The sequence below is a fragment of the Agromyces marinus genome (assembly GCF_021442325.1).
GTDB lineage: Bacteria > Actinomycetota > Actinomycetes > Actinomycetales > Microbacteriaceae > Agromyces > Agromyces marinus.
In genome coordinates, this window is the sequence record NZ_CP087879.1 from 272,850 (window position 1) to 292,038 (window position 19,189).

Annotated in this window: 19 protein-coding genes; 12 read left to right on the forward strand and 7 right to left on the reverse strand. The window is 70.7% G+C overall.

The window, feature by feature from the left end:
* Positions 1–7: 7 nt before the first annotated feature.
* On the reverse strand, positions 8–1,204 hold the full coding sequence (locus DSM26151_RS01330) for a polysaccharide pyruvyl transferase family protein (RefSeq protein ID WP_234660637.1): 1,197 nt from the start codon (positions 1,202–1,204) through the stop codon (positions 8–10).
* 132 nt (positions 1,205–1,336) lie between these two features.
* Between DSM26151_RS01330 and DSM26151_RS01335 the strand changes: the two genes are divergently transcribed.
* Both DSM26151_RS01335 and DSM26151_RS01340 read left to right on the forward strand, forming a co-directional pair.
* Positions 1,337–3,514, forward strand: a complete 2,178-nt coding sequence (locus DSM26151_RS01335) for a glycosyltransferase (protein ID WP_234660638.1) — start codon at positions 1,337–1,339, stop codon at positions 3,512–3,514.
* Positions 3,511–4,806 carry a nucleotide disphospho-sugar-binding domain-containing protein gene (locus DSM26151_RS01340; RefSeq protein WP_234660639.1) on the forward strand — a complete coding sequence of 432 codons (1,296 nt, stop codon included), beginning with the start codon at positions 3,511–3,513 and terminating at the stop codon, positions 4,804–4,806. Before DSM26151_RS01335 ends, DSM26151_RS01340 begins: the two co-directional genes overlap by 4 nt.
* Here the strand turns inward: DSM26151_RS01340 and DSM26151_RS01345 are convergent.
* Both DSM26151_RS01345 and pgm read right to left on the reverse strand, forming a co-directional pair.
* Positions 4,755–5,465 (reverse strand): galactosyltransferase-related protein, encoded by a 711-nt coding sequence (locus tag DSM26151_RS01345; protein WP_234660640.1) that lies wholly within the window; start codon positions 5,463–5,465, stop codon positions 4,755–4,757. The genes DSM26151_RS01340 and DSM26151_RS01345 overlap by 52 nt on opposite strands.
* A gap of 105 nt (positions 5,466–5,570) precedes the next feature.
* On the reverse strand, positions 5,571–7,202 hold the full coding sequence (gene pgm / locus DSM26151_RS01350; RefSeq protein ID WP_234660641.1) for a phosphoglucomutase (alpha-D-glucose-1,6-bisphosphate-dependent): 1,632 nt from the start codon (positions 7,200–7,202) through the stop codon (positions 5,571–5,573).
* Positions 7,203–7,291: 89 nt separating this feature from the next.
* On the opposite strand from pgm, the gene pheA reads away from it, so the two are divergent.
* Positions 7,292–8,251 carry a prephenate dehydratase gene (pheA, locus tag DSM26151_RS01355; protein ID WP_234660642.1) on the forward strand — a complete coding sequence of 320 codons (960 nt, stop codon included), beginning with the start codon at positions 7,292–7,294 and terminating at the stop codon, positions 8,249–8,251.
* Positions 8,252–8,267: 16 nt separating this feature from the next.
* Here the strand turns inward: pheA and DSM26151_RS01360 are convergent, their stop codons facing one another.
* From DSM26151_RS01360 to DSM26151_RS01370, 3 genes are read right to left on the reverse strand one after another with little or no spacing between them, the layout of a single operon-like run.
* On the reverse strand, positions 8,268–9,254 hold the full coding sequence (locus tag DSM26151_RS01360) for a carbohydrate kinase family protein (RefSeq protein ID WP_234660643.1): 987 nt from the start codon (positions 9,252–9,254) through the stop codon (positions 8,268–8,270).
* Complete coding sequence (locus tag DSM26151_RS01365; RefSeq protein WP_234660644.1) at positions 9,227–9,553, reverse strand: hypothetical protein; 327 nt, start codon at positions 9,551–9,553, stop codon at positions 9,227–9,229. The genes DSM26151_RS01360 and DSM26151_RS01365 overlap by 28 nt, the downstream gene beginning before the upstream one ends.
* Positions 9,553–10,461 carry an SIS domain-containing protein gene (locus tag DSM26151_RS01370; RefSeq protein WP_234660645.1) on the reverse strand — a complete coding sequence of 303 codons (909 nt, stop codon included), beginning with the start codon at positions 10,459–10,461 and terminating at the stop codon, positions 9,553–9,555. The genes DSM26151_RS01365 and DSM26151_RS01370 overlap by 1 nt, the downstream gene beginning before the upstream one ends.
* Positions 10,462–10,638: 177 nt before the next feature.
* On the opposite strand from DSM26151_RS01370, the gene DSM26151_RS01375 reads away from it, so the two are divergent.
* Genes DSM26151_RS01375 through DSM26151_RS01410 form a run of 8 tightly spaced genes read left to right on the forward strand, consistent with a single transcriptional unit; the run spans position 10,639 to position 17,467 of the window.
* Positions 10,639–11,931 (forward strand): ABC transporter substrate-binding protein, encoded by a 1,293-nt coding sequence (locus DSM26151_RS01375; RefSeq protein WP_234660646.1) that lies wholly within the window; start codon positions 10,639–10,641, stop codon positions 11,929–11,931.
* The gene (locus tag DSM26151_RS01380) at positions 11,931–12,872 is read left to right on the forward strand and encodes a carbohydrate ABC transporter permease (protein WP_234660647.1); all 942 of its coding nucleotides are present in this window, start codon (positions 11,931–11,933) and stop codon (positions 12,870–12,872) included. The genes DSM26151_RS01375 and DSM26151_RS01380 overlap by 1 nt, the downstream gene beginning before the upstream one ends.
* Before the next feature lie 9 nt (positions 12,873–12,881).
* The gene (locus DSM26151_RS01385; protein WP_234660648.1) at positions 12,882–13,796 is read left to right on the forward strand and encodes a carbohydrate ABC transporter permease; all 915 of its coding nucleotides are present in this window, start codon (positions 12,882–12,884) and stop codon (positions 13,794–13,796) included.
* Entirely contained in the window at positions 13,793–14,800 is a 1,008-nt protein-coding gene (locus DSM26151_RS01390; protein ID WP_234660649.1) for a D-2-hydroxyacid dehydrogenase, read from the forward strand. Before DSM26151_RS01385 ends, DSM26151_RS01390 begins: the two co-directional genes overlap by 4 nt.
* Complete coding sequence (locus tag DSM26151_RS01395; RefSeq protein ID WP_234660650.1) at positions 14,784–15,563, forward strand: DeoR/GlpR family DNA-binding transcription regulator; 780 nt, start codon at positions 14,784–14,786, stop codon at positions 15,561–15,563. The genes DSM26151_RS01390 and DSM26151_RS01395 overlap by 17 nt, the downstream gene beginning before the upstream one ends.
* The gene (locus DSM26151_RS01400; RefSeq protein ID WP_234660651.1) at positions 15,557–16,453 is read left to right on the forward strand and encodes a class II fructose-bisphosphate aldolase; all 897 of its coding nucleotides are present in this window, start codon (positions 15,557–15,559) and stop codon (positions 16,451–16,453) included. The genes DSM26151_RS01395 and DSM26151_RS01400 overlap by 7 nt, the downstream gene beginning before the upstream one ends.
* Positions 16,413–16,790, forward strand: a complete 378-nt coding sequence (locus DSM26151_RS01405; protein WP_234660652.1) for a hypothetical protein — start codon at positions 16,413–16,415, stop codon at positions 16,788–16,790. The genes DSM26151_RS01400 and DSM26151_RS01405 overlap by 41 nt, the downstream gene beginning before the upstream one ends.
* Entirely contained in the window at positions 16,787–17,467 is a 681-nt protein-coding gene (locus tag DSM26151_RS01410) for a polysaccharide deacetylase family protein (protein ID WP_234660653.1), read from the forward strand. The genes DSM26151_RS01405 and DSM26151_RS01410 overlap by 4 nt, the downstream gene beginning before the upstream one ends.
* A gap of 108 nt (positions 17,468–17,575) precedes the next feature.
* On the opposite strand, the gene DSM26151_RS01415 is transcribed toward DSM26151_RS01410, so the two are convergent.
* The gene (locus DSM26151_RS01415; protein WP_234660654.1) at positions 17,576–18,271 is read right to left on the reverse strand and encodes a hypothetical protein; all 696 of its coding nucleotides are present in this window, start codon (positions 18,269–18,271) and stop codon (positions 17,576–17,578) included.
* Positions 18,272–18,340: 69 nt separating this feature from the next.
* On the opposite strand from DSM26151_RS01415, the gene DSM26151_RS01420 reads away from it, so the two are divergent.
* Positions 18,341–19,180 (forward strand): fumarylacetoacetate hydrolase family protein, encoded by an 840-nt coding sequence (locus tag DSM26151_RS01420; protein ID WP_234660655.1) that lies wholly within the window; start codon positions 18,341–18,343, stop codon positions 19,178–19,180.
* Positions 19,181–19,189 lie beyond the last annotated feature (9 nt).

Genomic DNA, 19,189 nt, shown 5'->3' on the forward strand with positions numbered 1-19,189 from the left:
GCTCGGCTCACCGGGCGATCTCGCCGGCGACGCGGTTGAACCACGCCGACATCGCCGCTCTCGCGGCCCGGCGGTCGCGATCGGCCGACGCCCGCACCGTCTCGCGCGAGGCCCACACCCGCGCGAGCGCATCGCCTCCGGCCGGCGTCCAGGCCGTCGCGAGATCGATCACGCCGTCCTGTGCCCACCACCCCGTCGCGCCGCGCAGCTTCACGCCCGTGTACGAATCGACCGGCAACGCGGCGATCGGCACTCCGGCCGGGCCGGCGAACACCGCGGGGTGGTAGCGGCTCGTGACGAGCATGCCGGCACCTCGCGCGAGCCGCGCCGCCGAACGCGGATCGCCCGTCGGGAGGACGACGGACGGTGAACGCAGCTCGGTGCGGACGGCGTCGTGGAGCACCTGGTCGCCGGCGAGCGTGCCCGGCACGAGCGAACCGAAGTGCGGGTGGAAGGCGGGCTCCAAGCCGGTCCGGTCGGCGAGCGCGTCGATCGAACGCGCCAGGCCCGAGATCGTCGCCCCGCGGGGGAGCCCGCCGAGGTGCACCGAGAGGCTCACGAGCAGCAGGTCGGCCGCGCCATCCGCCGGCTCATGCTCGTCGGCGCCGAGGAACGTGGCGTCGTCGCGATTGGCCGCGAGGCGGCCGGTCGGTACGCCGAGGTCGGCGGCCACGCCGGCCGACGGATGCTCGCGCACGCCCACCAGTCGTGCCGATCGCAGGAGGGCGCCGACCGTCGCTCGATCCACCGGATCGAGCCGCGGCCCGAGGGTCTGGCCCGAAACGACCAGGGGCGTGCCGAAACGCTCGGCGAGCGTGCCGAGGATCGTGCGCTCGAAGATGCGATGGGGCCAGTTCGACGTGAGGTTGCCCCCGCCGGCGACGACCACTCCGTCTGCGGACGCGACGGCCTCGATCACCGCCAGGGCGGGGTCGTCCGCGGCGATCGTCGCTCGGCCGTCGGCCGCGGCGAGGACCGCGGCCGAACGGATCGACAGGTCCTCGCGGGACCCCGGGAACGCCAAGCCGCCGATCGCCTCGATCCCGTACCGATCCGCGGTCTCCGCCGGCGCGTTCGAGATGCCGACGATGCGCTCGACGCCCCGCGCCCGGAGCGCCTCGACCATGGCGTCGAACATCGCCTCGTCGCCGACGTGCATCATCCCGCCGACCACGCCGACGTCACCGATCACCACCACGCGCATCGCCCGTCACCTCCTCTCGGCGAATTGTCAAGCAGGTGACAGGAACGTACAACCTCCCGAAGTATCATCCAGAACGCTGTGCCGTCGCGATCGGGACGCCGTCCCGGGCGGCGACACGATCCGGGGGGCGTCGTGGGGATTCAGACCGCACTCGATTCCGTGGCGCACGCGCCGACGATCGTCGACGCGATGCGAGCGGCGGACGATCTCGCGTTCGAAGCAGCGCGCGACCCGGGTGCACGCACCCTGCGCATCCTCGACCGCGCCATGTCGGGGCAGGACGAGCTCGTCGTCGTCGGAGCCGTCCATGCGCTGGCCGGCGTGCTCGACGACGAGGCGGGGCGCATCCTGGTGCGACTGCTCTCCGACGAGCGCCGGTTCGTGCGCGAGCACGCCGCGTGGGCGCTCGGCTCGGGCCTGCCGAGGTCCGATGCGGTCGGGCGGCTGCTGGCGATGGTCGTGGAAGGCGGATTCGCGGGCATGCTCGCGCAGCGCACGCTCGAGCACTGGTCGGGTGCGATCGCGACGGCCCTCGCGATCGGCATCGAGGGAGCGCTGCTCGGTGTGGGCGACCCCGGTGCCCGCACCAGGCTCGTCGAGACCCTCGGCCTGGTGCGCGACCCGGTCGCAGACGGGCCGCTGGTGCGCACGGCCGCCGATCCGACCGAACTCGACGCCGTGCGCGCCGCCGCGGTCTCCGCACTCGGCCAGCGGTCCGGTCGCGGTGCACTGACCGACCTGCTGGAGCGACTCTCGGCCGGCGGCGGATTCCTCGGCGAGGTCGCGCGGCTCGCGCTCGTGGACGTCGCGGTCGCCTCGCGTCCGGCCGCGCCTGTTCCGGCCCTCGAGCGCGGATCCGGGGGGATCACGGTCGCCCAGCTCTTCCTGCACGCCGACATCGACCCTGAGCTGAGCGCGGCGGGCGCGGGCGACAACGGGGGCATCGCGACGCTGCTCGTCCGGCTCGGCGATGCGCTCGTCTCGGATCGCACGGTCGGCGTCGACCGCGTGGTCACGATGTCGCGCGGGTCGGTCCGGGACGCGATGGGGGACCTGCTCGAGCTCGAATCCGCAGATCGCACCGGACATCGGTACGGCCGCATCCCGCTGCTGCACGATCCCGTTCCCTCGTCTGCTGCGTGGCCGATGCGGGTCGCCGCCCGGAGGGGCATCCGTCGACTGGTCCGCGCCGTCGGCGGTGTCGACCTGATCCACCTGCGCATGGCGGACGTCGGCAGCCTCGCGGCATCCGATGTCGCACGCGAGCTCGGGATCCCGGTCGTCTTCACCGTGGCGCCCGATCCCCACGCGGTGGTCGAATCGCTCGACCGGTCCGGTCGCCTGACGCGCGAGCGGTTCGGTCGGATCGACGTCGACGAGCACTACTGGTTCCGCACCAGGCTCGTCCAGCGACTGGCCGCCGATGCCGCCCACACCGTCCTCTTCCCGCGGCCGCGTCTCGCCGAGGACCTGCGGCGACTCGTCGGGATCGACCTCGGCGCGCATCCCGAGCGGCACACGGTCGTCCCGGAAGGCGTGGACCTCGACACGATCGACCGTTCGGTGGCCGAGGCGATCGCGCACGCGCGCGGGGCGCCGGCGAGCCCGGCGCTCGCCGAGCTCGGCGACCTGGTCGAGCGGCTCGCCCCCGACCGACGCGGGCTGCCGTTGCTCGTGAGCATCGGCCGGCTGCATCGCGTCAAGGGCATGGCGGCGCTCGTCGAGGCATGGGCCGGCGGCCCGCTCGCCGAGCGCGCGAACCTGCTCCTGATCGGCGGCGACCTCGCCTCGCCCTCGCCCGACGAGCTGGAGCAGCTCGATCGCATCGACGAGCTGATCCCCGCCGGCGAGCGGAACCGCGTCGGCCTGCTGCTCCCGGGGCATCGGCCGAACGACGTCGCCGCGAGCTGGCTCGCAGCCGCTCGGTTCGGCCTGCCCGGGCTCGCCGCGGCCGGGGGAGTGTATGCGTGCGCGAGCCTGAAGGAGGAGTTCGGGCTCGCGCTGCTCGAGGCGATGGCGACCGGGCTGTTCGTCGTGGCCCCCGACGGGGGAGGCCCGGCGACCTACGTCGAGCACGGCGTGACGGGCATCCTCACCGCGACCGCTGACGTCGAACGGCTTCGCACGGCGCTCGATGCCGCGCTCACGATCTCGGCGTCCGACCTCGCCGAGGATCGGGCGGAGCATGCCCGCGCGATGGTGCGCGATCAGTTCACCATCCAGCGGATGTCGGCCGCCCTCGGCAGGGTGTACGGCGGCGTCGCGCGCGAAGAGGCGGAGCTGTTCGAGCCCGCGAGGCGGGCCGGATGAGCCTGCTCGTGATCAGCCCCGACTACGCATCCCACCTGCTGCCGCTCGCCACGATCGCGACGGCGTGGCGGAACCGCGGCGAGCGCGTGGTCGTGGCGAGCGGCCCCGCGACATCCGGCATCGTCGAGGAGTTCGGGTTCGAATGCCACGACCTGCGACTCGGCAGGGGGTCGAACCCGGGCGTGATCTCGGCCGACGCCCAACCGGCCGACGAAGGCGACTCGCTGCGCGGCTTCTTCGAGGCGACCCGGCAGGGCGCCGTCGCGACACTGCGCTACCAGGCGGCCGAGCGATCGACCGACCTCATGTGGCGACCCGTCGAGTCGGCCCGCGCGACCATGCGCGCCGTCGACGAGGTGCGGCCGAGGCACGTCATCGTCGACCACCTGGCCTTCAGCGCACGGCTCGGGCTGCAGACCGCGGGCGTCCCGTACGGCGACGTCGTGCTCGGGCACCCGAGTGCGCTGCCCGTCGGCGACGAGGTCTACGGCGTGCCGCCGGCATGGCCGCGTGCGATCGCGCCGGAACCGGCGGAGCTCGCCGACCTCCGCCGCCTGTGCGAGCGCGTCTCCGAGCGGTTCGCCGAGGAATGGAACCTGGCCGCCGCCGAGCTGGATCCCGGCCACGTCCCGGTGGAGGACGCGTTCGCGAGCCACGGCCCGCTCGTGCTGTACAACTCCCCGGCCGCGCTCGCGGACGACGACCGCCTGCGCCTGCTGCCCCGGCATCGCTTCCTCGGCTCGACGCTGCGCTCCGAGCGCGTCGACGCCGACGTCGTCGAGTGGGTCGGGCGGAGCGCCCCGTACGCGTACGTGAGCCTCGGCAGCTTCCTGTCGGTGCGCGGTGACGTGCTGCGGCGTATCGCCGACGCGCTGCGGAGCCTCGGCCTGCCTGCGGCGATCGCGACGGGGTCGACGCCGGCGGGCGACCTCGGGGACCTCCCCGCCGACTGGTTGGTGCGGGACTACCTGCCGCAGGTGCGGCTGCTGGGCTCCGCCGCGGTCGCGGTGTCGCACGGCGGCAACAACTCGGTGACCGAGTCGATCGGCTCGGGCGTTCCGCTCGTCGTGCTGCCCCTCTCGACCGACCAGTTCGCGGGTGCGGCCTCGGTCGAGCGCAGCGGATTCGGCGTCGCGCTCGACCCGAACACCGCGACGGCGCGCGAGATCGCCGATGCGCTGCGCCGGATGCTCGACCTCCCGCCGGAGGCGCGGACTCGTCTCGAGGCCCTCGCGGCGGGTCAGGCCGCGAGACCCGGGCCCGAGGTCGCGTTCGACGCCCTCACCGCCTGACCCTCGGCGACGAGCGCCCGCATCGCCTCCGGGTCGCCGGCGGCGGCGCGATACCGCGCCATGAGTTCGGCATTGCGGTCGTACTGCTCGCCGACGCGCGGCTCGGGCACGTGGTGCAGCGCGTACACGGTGCCGTCGTGCCGCTGCGGCCCGACGCCGAGCAGCGTCTCGTGTGCGAGCAGCCAGGCGGAGTCCTCGAAGCCCCATCCGCGGAACCGCTCGTCCTGGCCGCCGTGCGACTCCCAGGTGCGCCGGGTGGTGACGTAGACGCCCGAGCAGGCGCCGTGCACGAGCTCGTGCGTGCAGTCGGCGGGGTCCGCGCCCGCCGCGAGTTCGGCCGAACCGTCGGGGCCCAGCCAGCGGTAGGACGTGTACGGCAGGTGCACCCGCCCGCTCGTCGCAGCCGCATCGACGGCCTTGCGCAGCGGATCCGGGTGGGGGAGGGTGTCGGCGTCGTTGATGACGACGACGTCGTCGGGATCGGCGAGGCCGGCCACTGCGAGGTTGCGCGCCCCGGCGAGCACGAAGGCGTCGTCGCCGCCGTCGATCGTCTCGACGCGGAACTCGGGGAGCTCGCGGGCGTACCACGCGAGGAGTCGCTCGAACGCGTCGATGCGGGACGGAGCGGCGCGCCACGGGATGACGACGAGGTTGGTCACGCCGCAACTCTAGGCGCGTGGGGTGCGTGTCCGGAGCCGCTTGACAACGGGCGCGGTCGTCCCCCGAAACGGTGCCGGCGCGGCCGCGATCCCGCCGGCGGGCGGCTACGCCGACCCGAGCGCCGCGTCGACGATCCGCTTGGCCTCGGCCTGAACCTCGGCGAGGTGCTCGGGCCCGCTGAACGATTCGGCGTAGATCTTGTAGACGTCCTCGGTGCCGCTCGGCCGCGCCGCGAACCACGCGTGCTCGGTCGCGACCTTCACGCCGCCGACGGCGGCGCCGTTGCCCGGCGCGTGCGAGAGCTTCGCCGTGATCGGCTCACCCGCGAGCTCGGTCGCCGAGATCGCGTCGCCGTCGAGCCCGCCGAGCGCGGCCTTCTGCGCAGCGGATGCCGCGGCATCCGTTCGCTCGTAGGCCGGCGCGCCGAAGCGCGCGACGAGTTCGGCGTACAGCTCGCTCGGCGACTTCCCGGTCACTGCGCGGATCTCGGCGGCGAGCAGGCACAGCAGGATGCCGTCCTTGTCGGTCGTCCAGACGGTGCCGTCCTTGCGGAGGAACGATGCGCCCGCGCTCTCCTCGCCGCCGAACGCGACCGAGCCGTCGATGAGGCCGGGCACGAACCACTTGAAGCCGACCGGCACCTCCCAGAGGCGGCGGCCGAGCGACTCGGCGACGCGGTCGATCATCGAGCTCGACACGAGGGTCTTGCCGATCGCGGCGTCGACGGGCCAGTCGGGTCGGTGCGTGCAGAGGTACTCGATCGCGACCGCGAGGTAGTGGTTGGGGTTCATCAGGCCGCCGTCGGGCGTGACGATGCCGTGCCGGTCGGCGTCGGCGTCGTTGCCGGTGAGGATGTCGTAGCCCTCGCGGTTCGCGAGCACCGAGGCCATGGCGTTGGGGCTCGACGGGTCCATCCGGATCCTGCCGTCCCAGTCGAGGGTCATGAACGACCAGCGCGTGTCGACCTTCTCGTTGACGACCGTGAGGTCGATGCCGTACTCGTCGCGGATCGCACCCCAGTAGCCGACCGACGCCCCGCCGAGCGGGTCGGCGCCGATGCGGATGCCGCTCGCCCTGATCGCGTCGAAGTCGATGATGCTCGCCAGGTCGGCGACGTACCGGCCGCGGAAGTCGTAGGTCTCGACCGCGCTCGGCTCGGCCTGGTTCACCTCGCGCAGCCCGCCGGCGATGAGCTCGTTCGCGCGGTTCGCGATCCAGCTCGTCGCGTCGGAGTCGGCGGGGCCGCCGTGCGGCGGGTTGTACTTGAAGCCGCCGTCCTGCGGCGGATTGTGGCTCGGCGTGATGACGATGCCGTCGGCCTCGCCCTCGGCGCGTCGCTCGGGGTCGTTGTTCCAGCTGAGGATCGCATGGCTGAGCGCCGGCGTCGGCACGTAGTCGTCGTACTCGTCGGCGAGCACGCGCACGCCGTTCGCGACCAGCACGTCGAGCGCCGTCGTCTGCGCCGGGCCGCTCAGCGCGTGCGTGTCGGCGCCGATGAAGAGCGGGCCGGTGATGCCCCGGCCCGCGCGGTAGTCGACGATCGCCTGCGTGATCGCGAGGATGTGGTCTTCGTTGAAGGCGGTGTTCAGGCTCGAGCCGCGGTGGCCCGACGTGCCGAAGACGACGCGCTGCCCTGGGATCGAGGCGTCCGGGTGCAGGTCGTAGTAGGCCCGGATGAGGGCCTCCACGTCGATCAGGTCGGATTCGGTCGCCGGGGTTCCCGCTCGCTCGTGCATCCTCCAATCCTGCCGCGGCCGACGCTCCGGCGACAGCCCGGCCCGTCACACGGGCGGCGGCGCCCTCGCCCGTCGTTAGGCTGAACCGCATGACGGATGCCGCCCAGCACAGCCCCGACGAGACGTACTCGTACCTCGGGCCGGCCGGCACGTTCACCGAGGCGGCGCTCAAGCAGGTGCCCGAGGCGCAGGGCCGTCACTGGCGCAGCGTCAACAACGTCGGCGAGGCGCTCGCCGACGTCGTCGAAGGCCGTTCGACCGCCGCGATGATCGCCATCGAGAACTCGGTCGACGGCGGCGTGACGGCGACCCAGGACGCGCTCGCGACCGTTCCCGGCCTGCGCATCGTCGGCGAGTACCTGGTGCCCGTGGACTTCGTCCTCGTCGCGCGTCCCGGGACCCGCCTCGCGGACGTCCGGGTCGTCAACGCCCACCCCGTCGCGTACGCGCAGTCGCGCGGCTGGCTCGAGCAGCACCTGCCCGAGCACGGCCACATGCCCGCGACGAGCAACGTGCAGGCCGCGGCATCCCTGTTCGAGAACGGGCTGGCCGATGCCGCGGTCGCCCCGCCCGGCATCGTCGACCACCTCGACGTCGAGGTGCTCGCCGAGGGCATCGGCGACAACCCGAACGCCGCCACCCGGTTCGTGCTCGTCAGCCGCGCGCGCGGCGTCCCGCCCCGGACGGGTGCCGACAAGACGAGCGTCATCATCGAACTGCCCGACGAGGAGCCCGGCTCGCTGCTCGCGATGCTCGAGCAGTTCTCCACCCGGGGCGTGAACATGTCGCTGCTGCAGTCGCGCCCGATCGGCGACGCGATGGGACGCTACCGGTTCGTCATCGACCTCGACGGCCACGTCGAGGACGAACGCGTGTACGACGCGCTCCTCGGTGTCCGCCGCTTCAGCCCGAAGGTGATCTTCCTCGGCTCCTACCCGCGCGCCGATCGCCGCGAGGTCGAGTACCACTCCAAGTACGACGACGAGATCTTCATCGAGGCGCGCGACTGGCTGCGCGGCATCGTGAGTGGGGAGCCCGAGGGCGACTGACGGGGCGGAACCCCGCTCAACTCGTCACAACGACGGATGCCGCGAGGGCTCGCCCCGTCGACTCATCCGGCTGGGCGCCGACGCCGCCGGGTCCTCGCGTGGATGCGGTCCCGCATGCCACGCCGAAGGCGAGCGCCTCCCCGGTCGACGCTCCGCGCAGGCGTGCGGCGAGGAACCCGGCCGCGAGCGTGTCGCCTGCGCCGACCGTGTCGACGAGCCGGCCCTCGACCGTCGGCACTGCGGCGTGGAGCGTCTCGGTGCGAGTGCCGACGCGGCTCAGTGCCGAGGCGCCGTCCGCGCCGAGCTTCGCCACGACGACGCCGCCCGGCGGCATCCGGTCGAGGGCCCACTCGACGGCACCGCCCAGGTCGCCGGCCTGCGAGATCCCGCACAGTTCCTGCTCGTTGCCGAAGAGGATGTCGGTGTGGGGGAGCAGATCGGCGATGCCTCCGTCCCACTCCTGCGCCGGGTCGAAGTTCCCGTCGACCGACGTGGTCAGTCCCTTGGCTCGAGCGCGTCGGAAGAGTTCGGCGGCGCCCGTCTGCAGGTCGTGTTGCAGGAAGTAGCTGCCGATGTGCAGGTGGGCGGACGAAGCGAGCGCGGTGTCGGGGACGTCGGCGGTCGTCACGGTCCCGATGGAGCCCATCGAGGTCAGGATCGCGCGGTCGCCGTCGGGACGCGTGAGATGGGTCGACGCGCCGGTCGGGCGCGTCGGGTCGATCCGGATGAGCGAGGTGTCGACCCGTCGGCGGTCGAGTTCGTCGGCGAGGAAGACCCCGAACGGGTCGTCGCCGCGCACGCTCACGAGGGATGTAGGGATCCCGAGTCGTGCGGCCCCGCATGCGGTGATCGCCGAGGAGCTGCCCATCGTGAGGGTCGTCGCGGGGACGATCTGTTCGTGCTGACCGAACCGGAGCTCTCCGTCGAGCTCCACGATCAGATCGACGCAGAGTTCCCCGACGACGAGCAACGCGTTCACGCGCTCGGCTGCGGCGTGATCCATTCGCTCCACGTCCCTTCGATTCGAATGCCGTGCTCCTCCGCCCAGTCTGCGACAGCGCCCGACGCGGCGTCGCACGCGCGCCCGTGCGCCTCGCGGCCGCGATCGGAGCCGTGGATGGTGACGACCGGCCACGGGTGCGTCGCTGCACCGCCGCTGGCGACCGCGGCCAGGACCGGGGTGCCCATGGCGATGACGTCGCCGGGGCCGAGCCCGAGACTGTCGGACACGGCGTCTGCCACGCGGGTCAGGAGGTCCGTGCCCGCCGAGTGCTCGGGGTGGATGACGGTGACGATCGGCATCAGTCGGTGACGAGGACGGAGCGGTTCAGGAAGGGCGGGGTGTCGGGGTTGCGTCCCTTGATCGCCGCGAGTTCGACCGCGAGCCGATGCACGAGCGGGAGGTTCGACTGGGCCTGGAGGTCGTTCGCGTAGACGGCGGCGCCGGTCGCGCGCACGTCGGCGACGACGACCTCGGGCGCTTCATCGAGGAACCAGACGAGGCTGCCCTCCCCGGCGCACGAGATCGGTCCATGCTGGTACTCCCAGACGGGGTAGGCCTCGGTCCAGAACCCGGCGGACTCGCGGACCTTGAGTGCTGCCTCCTGGGCGAGGCCGACGGAGGAACGATGTCCGAGGAACACGACGTGCCGGAGCGTGGCGGGGTCGGCCGGAAGGGGGAGCTCCAGTGCGGTCCGCGCCTCGGATGCCAGGGACGCGGGCGCCGCGCCGATCGACGCGCGGAGCGCGGTGAGCGCCGTCGTCGCGAATCGGGTCTGCACGATGGAGGTCTCGTCGGCGAACCCGAGGTGGACGATCCGGTCGGCGCAGAGCCGCCCGAGGGGGGTGTCCGCATCGCCCAGGATCGCGGTGATGCGGTTGGTCTCGCCGTAGCGTTCGACGATGTCGACGACGTCGGCGGTGGTGCCCGAACGCGAGAGGACGACGATGTGCTCGTCGTCGTCGACCCAGGTGAGTTCGCTCGGGATCGCTGCGCGGGTTCGGCCGAGGCCTGCGTCGTTGCGAAGGTAGGCGTAGGCGTCGCCGATGTAGTACGAAGTGCCGCAGCCGATGACGAGGACCTTCTCGCCGGCCCGGGGGAGCAGTCCGATCTCCGAGTCCGGGAGGCTCATGGCGCGCTCCCACATCTCGGGCTGGGTCGCCAGCTCGCGTCGGGTGACGATGCCGGGCTGCTCTGAGTTGTCGTTCATCACGTGATCCTCGAGGTCGGCCGCGACTGCGGCGGAACATGTGGTCAAATTCAATCAGAAATGAGCAGGAATTGAAAGTTCTTGACAGAAATGGCTCTGGTGGCTGATACTGCTTGAATCAACTTGGCGCAGCGCAGCAACGGAGCTCGCCGTTCGATCACAGGAGGAGATCGCAGCGTGAAACTCATCAAGCGGACGCTCGGCATCGTCGGAGTCGTCACGGCGGGCACACTGGTGCTCAGCGGGTGTGCGGGCTTCGGCGGAGGCGGGTCAGAGGGCGACGAGCAGTCGCTCACCTTCACCACCTGGGGCAGCGAAGCCGAAGAGGTCAGCTTCCAGGAACTCATCGACCAGTTCGAAGCCGAGAACGAGGGCGCGGAGATCAAGCTGAACGTCGTGCCCTACGACCAGATGTTCTCGAACATCGACGCACAGCTCTCGTCGGGGAATGCCCCCGACCTCTTCCGCGCCGACTACGGCAACCTCGGCGTCTACTCGAGCCAGGGGCAGCTCCTGGACCTCTCCGATGCCTTCTCGGATGACGAGGCGTCGGAGTTCACCCCGGCGATGTGGGAGGCCGTCTCCTACGACGGCGTGCCGTACGGCGTTCCCCACCAGACCGATGTCTCGGCGCTGCTCGTGAACATCCCGATGCTCACCGAAGCCGGCATCGACGTCGCCTCGCTGCCCACGTCACAGGACGACGCATGGACCTGGGAGGAGTTCGCCTCGGTCGCAGGGCAACTGCGCGCGGCACTCCCGGCCGACGAGTACCCGTTCGTGTACAACTGGCAGCTCAACGGCGCGCCGCGGTGGCTGAGCTGGCTCTTCCAGGCCGACGGCACCTTCCTCGACGGCGACACCGCGACGATCGACTCGGCCGAGGGCGCGCGTGCGCTCGACTTCACCAAGAGCTTCTTCGAGAAGAACTGGGTGCCGCCGACGAGCTCGACCAAGGGCACCGTGTACGCCGACGCCCTGTTCACCGAGGGCACGGCCGCGATGGCCTTCATCGGGTCCTTCCTGGTTCCCGACATCGACCAGCTCGCCGGGTTCGAGTGGACCGCCATCCCGATGCCCAAGGATGAGCGTGGCGCGACCGACCTCGGCGGAAACGCCCTCGTCGCGACGAAGGACACCAAGAACCCCGAGCTCGCGGCCGAGTTCCTGAAGTTCATGGTCTCGGCCGACGCGATGGCGCTGTTCTGCGGCAACACCAACGAACTGCCGACGCGCATCGACCTCGAAGGCGATGCGGTCGAGTTCAAGGTGCGTCCCGACGTCATGCCCGTCTTCGTCGATCAGGCGGCGACGATCGAGGCCGAAGACGTCAAGCAGCTGACCTCGCCGGCGATGGCCGCCGTGAACACCGCGCTCCAGGACCAGCTCGAGGCGGCCTTCATCGGCGGCCAGTCGACCGCCGAGACCCTGGAGAACCTCAGCGCGGCGATCGAGGAAGCGGCGAACTAATGACCACCACGACCGCCCGCGGCCGGGAGAGCGCCCCCGCGCCGACCCGCCCGCGGGCGGCGCGCCGCGCCGCCCGCTTCAAGGAGTCCCTCGTCGGCTGGGGCTTCACCGCACCGAACCTCGTCCTGATGACGATGTTCCTGTTCGTGCCGATGGTCTGGGCACTCGTCCTGTCGTTCCAGGACACCCAGGGCTTCGGGGATCCGGAGTGGGTCGGCGCAGCCAACTACGCGACGCTCGTCAGCGACCCGGTGTTCTGGCGGAGCCTGTTCAACACCCTCGTCTTCACCGCGGCGACGGTCCCGATCGAACTCGCGGGCGGGCTCGGGCTCGCCGTGCTGCTGAACTCGGTCCTGCCCGCGCGTGGGGTCTTCCGGACGATCATCGTGCTGCCGATGGTCATCTCGGGCGTCGCCTCGGGCATGATCGCCGTCATCCTCTTCTACGAGTCCAACGGCCTCATCAACAAGGTGCTCGTCGCGACGGGGCTCGATCCCGTCGCATGGCAGTCGCAGGGCGGCCCCGCGATGGTGTCCGTCGTCATCGCCGCGATCTGGTTGCGGATCGGGTTCAACATGATCATCTACCTGGCGGGGCTCCAGAACATCTCGCCCGAGATGTACGAGGCCGCTCGCATCGACGGAGCGAGCCGGTGGCAGCAGTTCCGTTCGGTCACCGTGCCGCTCGTCGGCCCCTCCACGTTCTTCCTGCTCATCATGAACGTCATCGCGTCGTTCCAGGTGTTCGACCTGATCTTCGTGATGACCGGCGGCGGACCGGGCAACGCGACGTCGGTACTCGGAACGTACGCCTACCGGAACGGATTCCAGATCCGCGAGCAGGGCTACGGCGCGGCGATCGGCATCGTGATCCTCATCATCACGCTCATCTTCACGTACATCCAGTGGAAGACGAGCCGGACGCGGGATCTCGCGGAGTAGGAGCACATCATGGCAAACACCACTGCGATGCTGGAGATCGCCGAGGCCGAGATCCTCGGCGACCGGAAGGCCGCAAGCCTGCGTCGTCGTCGTCGCCGTCGTCGCTCGGCCGACCGCAAGGGGGTCGTGCTGCGAACGATCGTCGCGATCGTCGTGGCGGCGATCGTGGTCTTCCCGCTCTACTGGATGGTCGTCGTCGCCTTCTCGCCGCGAGGCGAGGTGTTCGAGCCGGGGCTTCGGCTGTGGCCGTCGACGCTGACGATGGAGAACTTCGAGAAGGTCTTCGATCGCGTCCCCGTCGTCGCCTGGTTCGGGAACTCGGTCGTCATCGGGTTGTTCGTCACGGCGCTGACGGTCATCGTCAACCTGCTCGCGGGCTACGCCTTCGCTCGGCTCCGCTTCCGCGGTCGCAACGCCGTCTTCCTGCTGGTCCTGTCCACGATGATGATCCCCGTGCAGGCGATCATGGTCGCGCAGTTCAAGCTCGTGACGGGTCTCGGGGTCTACGGAACCTACTGGGGCGTCATCCTCCCGGCTTCGGCGGCCGCGTTCGGCATCTTCCTCGCCCGGCAGTTCTTCATCGGCATCCCCGATGAGATCGTCGAGGCGGCGCGAATCGACGGTGCCGGACACCTTCGGATCTTCCTCCAGGTCGTCCTGCCGCTGTGCAAGCCACTCATCGCGGTGCTGACCCTGCTGACCCTCATGGGCAGTTGGAACGACTTCGCCTGGCCGTTGATCGCGCTGAACGACAACGAGCTGTTCACCCTGCCGATCGGTCTGCTGTACCTGCAGAACCAGACCGCGCCCGACTACAACGCGATCATGGCGCTCGCCCTCATCTCCGTCCTGCCGATGGTGCTGCTGTTCCTGTTCTTCCAGCGCTACTTCGTGCAGGGCTTCGCCAGGAGTGGAATCAAATGACCCTGACCTACCTCTGCACGCTGCCACTCCCGGACTCCTGGTTCGAGCAGCTCGCCGACCGAATGCCCGACGTCGAGATCCACAGGCACGCGCCCGACTCCACCCCGTCGGCGGAGCTGCTCGCCGAGGTCGACCTGTTGCACACGAGCGAATGGCTGCCCGAGGCCGCAGCGGTCCCGGCCCTGCGATGCGTGCAGCTCGACACCTCGGGTGTGGACCACGTCCGGGGGACGTCGTTGTGGGACAGCGAGATCCCGATCGCGACCCTCGGCGGCATCGCGCCGATCCCGATGGCCGAGTACGCGATGATGGCGATCCTCGAGCTCTCGCACCGGATGCCGCTCATCGAGCGCCACCGCGCCGACAGGACCTGGCCGACGAACGCCGAGCGGCTCGCGACGCTGACGCCGAGGGAGCTGCGCGGGGCGACCGTGGGGATCGTGGGATACGGCCGGATCGGCCGCGAGATCTCGCGACTCGCCGAGGTGTTCGGCATGAACGTGCTCGGTGTCAGCCGATCCGGTCGGCCGCCGGTCGACGCCGAGAAGTTCGACACCGGGCGTCGCTCCGTCGCCGAGGACCGGGCCGAGCTGTTCGCAATGGACCGGCTCGATGAGGTGCTCCGTCGAAGCGACTTCCTCGTGGTCGTCGTCCCGCTCACGGAACTGACCCGCGGCATGATCGGCGCGCAGCAGCTCGACCTCCTGCCGCCGGGGGCCCACGTGATCAACATCGCGCGCGGAGGCATCGTCGACGAGTCGGCGCTGCTGGAACGGGTTCGCGACGGCCGGATCGCAGGGGTGGCGCTGGACGTGTTCGACGATGAGCCGCTTCCGCCGACCTCGGCCTGGTGGTCGGAGCCGAACGCGCTGGTCACCCCGCACGTCGCCGGACTCGCGCCGCAGTACCATGCACAGACGCTGGATCTCGTCGTCGAGAATCTGACGCGTCTCGCCGAGAACAGGCCGATCGTGAATGAGGTGGACCGTGCCGCAGGCTACTGAACCGCTGCTGGGGCCGAAGCGGCAACGCGAGCTGCTGAACTACATCCGTGCTTCGGGTGCAGGATCGGTCAACGAACTCGCCCGACACCTCAACGTGAGCGCATCCACCGTGCGCCGCGACCTCAACGAACTCCAGGACCGTGGCCTCCTCGAGCGGGTTCACGGCGGTGCGGCGCAGATCGATGACGACATCGAGCCGCTCCGCCAGCAGCGCGAAGTCTCGTTCGCTGCTGAGAAGCGGCGGATCGGGCAGGCGGCCGCCGCCCACATCGTCCAGGATTCCACCGTCCTGATCACCGGCGGCACGACCACCGAGGCGATGCTGCCGTTCCTCGGCGGGATCCAGGGGTTGACGGTGCTCACCAACAGCATCACGGTGGTCAATCGGCTCGCGCCGATGACGGACATCGACGTCATCGTGCTCGGGGGGCTGCTGCGCAGGCAGGAGATGAGTCTGCTCGGCCATCTCACGGTGGCGGCCGTCGCCGAGTTCGGGATCGACCAGGTGTACATCGGCGCGTTCGGCGTCGACCCCGAGAACGGCATCACCGGGACCAACCTCTCCGAGACCCAGACCGATCGCGCGCTCTCGACCTCCGCGGCCGAGCTCATCGTGCTCGCCGACCACTCGAAGCTCAGCCGGCGCGGACCGGTCCGACTGGTCCCGAACAGCGGTATCGCACGCCTGATCGTCGACGACGGCGCCGACGAACTGACGATCGCACGATTCAGGCAAGCCGGGGTGACCGTCGAGACATGCTGACTTCGACTGCCCACCTGGTGGGCGGGCTGGGCGCGAGCCTGCCCGCGATCGCCGCATTCAACGTCATCACGCTGGAGTTCGCACAGGGGATCGTCGCCGGCGCCGAGCGCGCGGGCGCACCGGTCCTCCTGTCGATCAGCCACAATGCCGTGAGGTTCCACGGCGGCCTCGGGGCCATCGCGGCCGGGTGCCTCGCCGTAGCCGAATCCGCCGCGGTGCCGGTGGCGCTGCACCTGGACCATTGCGAGGACGAGGAGCTCGTGCTCGAGGCCGCCGACGTGGGCTTCGCCTCGGCGATGTTCGACGCGTCCCGGCTCCCGTACTCCGAGAACGTGGCGGCGACGGCGCGCGTCGCCGGGCTCGGGCGAGAGCGCGGCCTCTGGATGGAGGCCGAACTCGGAGAGATCGGCGGCAAGGACGGCGCGCACGCTCCCGGCGTCCGAACCGATCCGGGCGAGGCCGCCGCGTTCGTCGCGTCGACCGGCGTCGACGGGCTGGCGGTCGCGGTGGGGACCTCCCATGCGATGACCACTCGCACGGCCCGGCCAGACGAGGAGCTCATCGCGAGGCTCGCGTCGACGCTCGAGGTCCCGCTGGTGCTGCACGGCTCCTCGGGGGTCGACGACGAGGGCCTGCGCGGTGCGGTGGCCGCCGGCATCCGGAAGGTCAACGTCGGGACGCAGCTCTCGGCGGCGTACTCGGGTGCGCTCGCCGAGTCCATCGGGGCACGCCCCGACCCCCGGCCGTCGTTGGCCGCTGCACGCGACGCGATCGCCGACGCGGTCGAGCATCTCGTGCGCGTCATCTCATTCCCCGCACGAACCGAACGTCCTGAAAGTGAGGAACACCATGTCCGCAACAGTGTCCGGACCCTCGACCCACGAGGGTGAGCCGACCGCAGCGGAGCTGCTCGCGGCCGGCGACATCGTCGGGCTCATGCGCGCCTGCCACGACCGCCGTCTGGAGCGCGAAGGGATCCCGATGGTCATCGGCCTCGCGGATGAACGCGGTGCCGTGCCCACCGCCGGGTCCGAGGCGCAGCTCGCCGAGGGTCGCGCGTACGCCGACGTGTTCGAGCGGTACTCCGCTGCACTCGTGCCCTGGGCGCGCAACGACGATGAGGGCGCGGTGATCACCGCGATGCAGGTCGTCGCCTACACCCACTTCGCCCCCGGTGCGGCGCCGGTCACCGACGCCGCGAACGACTCGGAAGGAACTCCCGAATGACACAGCCATCGTTCCAGGCGCAGCGCGACCAGCTCCGCCGTGGCCACTTCATCCGCGTCGTGAACTACCACTCGACGCCGAACTCAGCTCGTGAGGAGTTGGCCGCCGAACTCGCCGGCTTCGCACGCGACTACGCCCCGGTGACGCTCGAGGATCTGGATCGGCTGTTCGAGACCGGCACGTGGCACAAGGACAAGCCCGGGCTCATCCCGGTGTTCTACGAGGGCTATCGCAACTCGGCCACCGTCGCAGCCCCGTTGTGCGACGAACTTGGGCTGACCGGCTGGTTCCCGATCGCGACCTCGTTCGTCGAATGCGACCCCGAGTACCAGGAGGCGTTCGCCCGGGCGCACTGGATCTCGCTCGTGGAGGAGGACACGCGGGGTGGTCGGATCGCCATGAACTGGGACGAGGTCGCCGCCCTGTCGCAGCGTCACGTCGTCTTCCCGCACACCGCGCACCATGAGGGCTTCGACACCGCCCTGTCGGATGCCGACATCCAGCGCGAGGTCGTCGACTCCAAGCGGGCCCTCGAGGCCGTCACCGGCCAGGAGGCACCGGCCTTCGTGTGGCTGCACGGGTCGTCCTACGGCCAGAGCCCGCTTCACGACCAGGCGGTCCGGGATGCCGGCTACCGCTATCAGTTCGCCAACACGATGATCCACCGGATCAACTGAGACCGCGGGGCCCAGTGCCGGAGTGCCCGGCGCTGGGCCCGTCCGCACGGTGGCGGCATGGGTGGGCACGTCGCCCGACCCGTGCGCGGGCCGGGCAGGCGCCCGGCGTCACGAGGATGAGTCGGGCACTCCCAGGTGGCGGACGAGTCCGTCGGATCCGCGCCAGACGAGCTCCGTGGTCCCGCCGTTCCGCGTGGATCGCGCCGATCGGGCGCTTCCGGGCTCGGCATCCTCGACGCCCGCTTCGGCGAGCCTCGCCTGCGTCGGTCGATCGCCGATGCCACCGATGCCCTCACCATCCACTCGCTCCCAGCTCCGCTCCGGATATGCCGCTCCCGTCGAGCGGCGGGTGAGCGTCGAGCCGTCGCGGAGCGACAGGTGCACGGTGATCCGACCGTCGTCGTGCTCGGCGTCGAATGCGACGACCCCCGTCTCGACATCGGCGGTGCGTCGGGTGAAGCCGGGGCCCGGAGACCAGTACCAGCTCTGCAGGTCGCCGTTCTCGGTGAGCGCGATCACCTCGAGGTGATCCGGTCCGAGTGTCGACTGGAGGATGCAGACGTCGCGGTATCGGTGGCCCGCGGCGAAATGCAGCCCGTCGCTCCACGATCCGGGCGGGACGTCGGGCGTTTCGAGCGGGTCCGACGCGAGATCGGAGTTGAACCAGAAGACCCAGAGGCCGTCGGATCGGTCGCATGCGACCAGTTCGAGGTTTCCGCGTGCGCCGTACACGCCCTGAGTGACCGAGGCCGGCCCGACGGTGGGGCGTGATCGGCCCACCACGACTGCTGTTTGTGAGTGCATCTGCTCATTCTTGCTCATATGTGAGTAGTTGTGGCAAGATGATCGCGACGGATCATCCGAAGGAGTGTCATGAGAATCGCCCGCGTCCTGATCGACGGCCGACCGCGCATCCTGGTGCAGGACGGGGCATCCGCCCGCCTGGCACCGGCCGACCACCCCGACGATGCGCTCGCGGCCATCGAATCCGTTCGAACCGGCGCCGCCGCAGGCTGGACCGAGACCGAGATCGGCGAGGTCGAGTTCCTTGCGCCCGTCGCCGGCGCGGGCAAGATGATCGCGGTCGGGCTGAACTACGTCGACCACACCGCCGAGACCGGAATCACGCAGCCGGAGCGCCCCCTCACGTTCGCCAAGTACCCGACCTCGATCACCGGACCCACCGCCGATGTCGTCGTTCCCGACCACGTCACGCAGGGAGTCGACTTCGAGGCCGAACTCACCCTCCTGATCGGTCGGCGCTGCGGCGGTTCGACGCCGGCGACGCTCGACGACGTTGCGGCGTACACGGTCGCCAACGACGTCTCGGCGCGAGACGTGCAGTTCGGCGACGTCCAGTGGACGAGGGGCAAGTCGTTCGATACGTTCACCCCCCTCGGACCCTGGCTCGTGACCGCCGACGAGTTCGGCGACCCCAAGGGCCACCGGATCTACGCGGACGTCGACGGAGAGCTGCTCCAGGAAGACGACACCGCCGAGATGATCTTCGACGTGCCGACGATCCTCGAGTTCGTCAGCGACGGCGTCACCCTCGAACCCGGCGACCTCATCCTCACGGGCACGCCCGCCGGGGCGGGCGGCTTCCGCACTCCGCCGCGCTACCTGCAGCACGGCCAGGTGGTCACCGTCGGCGTCGAGGGGATCGGCGAACTGCGCAACCGCGTCGTCTACCGCTCGCGACTGGCCGCCTAGACCGCACGA

Bases quoted from the DNA above. Each gene is read 5' to 3' on its own strand.
- pgm (WP_234660641.1), bottom strand. From the start codon at position 7,202: ATGCACGAGCGAGCGGGAACCCCGGCGACCGAATCCGACCTGATCGAC.
- DSM26151_RS01385 (WP_234660648.1), top strand. From the start codon at position 12,882: ATGGCAAACACCACTGCGATGCTGGAGATCGCCGAGGCCGAGATCCTC.
- DSM26151_RS01390 (WP_234660649.1), top strand. From the start codon at position 13,793: ATGACCCTGACCTACCTCTGCACGCTGCCACTCCCGGACTCCTGGTTC.
- DSM26151_RS01370 (WP_234660645.1), bottom strand. From the start codon at position 10,461: ATGAACGACAACTCAGAGCAGCCCGGCATCGTCACCCGACGCGAGCTG.
- DSM26151_RS01360 (WP_234660643.1), bottom strand. From the start codon at position 9,254: ATGGATCACGCCGCAGCCGAGCGCGTGAACGCGTTGCTCGTCGTCGGG.
- DSM26151_RS01400 (WP_234660651.1), top strand. From the start codon at position 15,557: ATGCTGACTTCGACTGCCCACCTGGTGGGCGGGCTGGGCGCGAGCCTG.
- DSM26151_RS01380 (WP_234660647.1), top strand. From the start codon at position 11,931: ATGACCACCACGACCGCCCGCGGCCGGGAGAGCGCCCCCGCGCCGACC.
- pheA (WP_234660642.1), top strand. From the start codon at position 7,292: ATGACGGATGCCGCCCAGCACAGCCCCGACGAGACGTACTCGTACCTC.
- DSM26151_RS01415 (WP_234660654.1), bottom strand. From the start codon at position 18,271: ATGCACTCACAAACAGCAGTCGTGGTGGGCCGATCACGCCCCACCGTC.
- DSM26151_RS01330 (WP_234660637.1), bottom strand. From the start codon at position 1,204: ATGCGCGTGGTGGTGATCGGTGACGTCGGCGTGGTCGGCGGGATGATG.
- DSM26151_RS01410 (WP_234660653.1), top strand. From the start codon at position 16,787: ATGACACAGCCATCGTTCCAGGCGCAGCGCGACCAGCTCCGCCGTGGC.
- DSM26151_RS01405 (WP_234660652.1), top strand. From the start codon at position 16,413: ATGTCCGCAACAGTGTCCGGACCCTCGACCCACGAGGGTGAGCCGACC.
- DSM26151_RS01420 (WP_234660655.1), top strand. From the start codon at position 18,341: ATGAGAATCGCCCGCGTCCTGATCGACGGCCGACCGCGCATCCTGGTG.
- DSM26151_RS01340 (WP_234660639.1), top strand. From the start codon at position 3,511: ATGAGCCTGCTCGTGATCAGCCCCGACTACGCATCCCACCTGCTGCCG.
- DSM26151_RS01365 (WP_234660644.1), bottom strand. From the start codon at position 9,553: ATGCCGATCGTCACCGTCATCCACCCCGAGCACTCGGCGGGCACGGAC.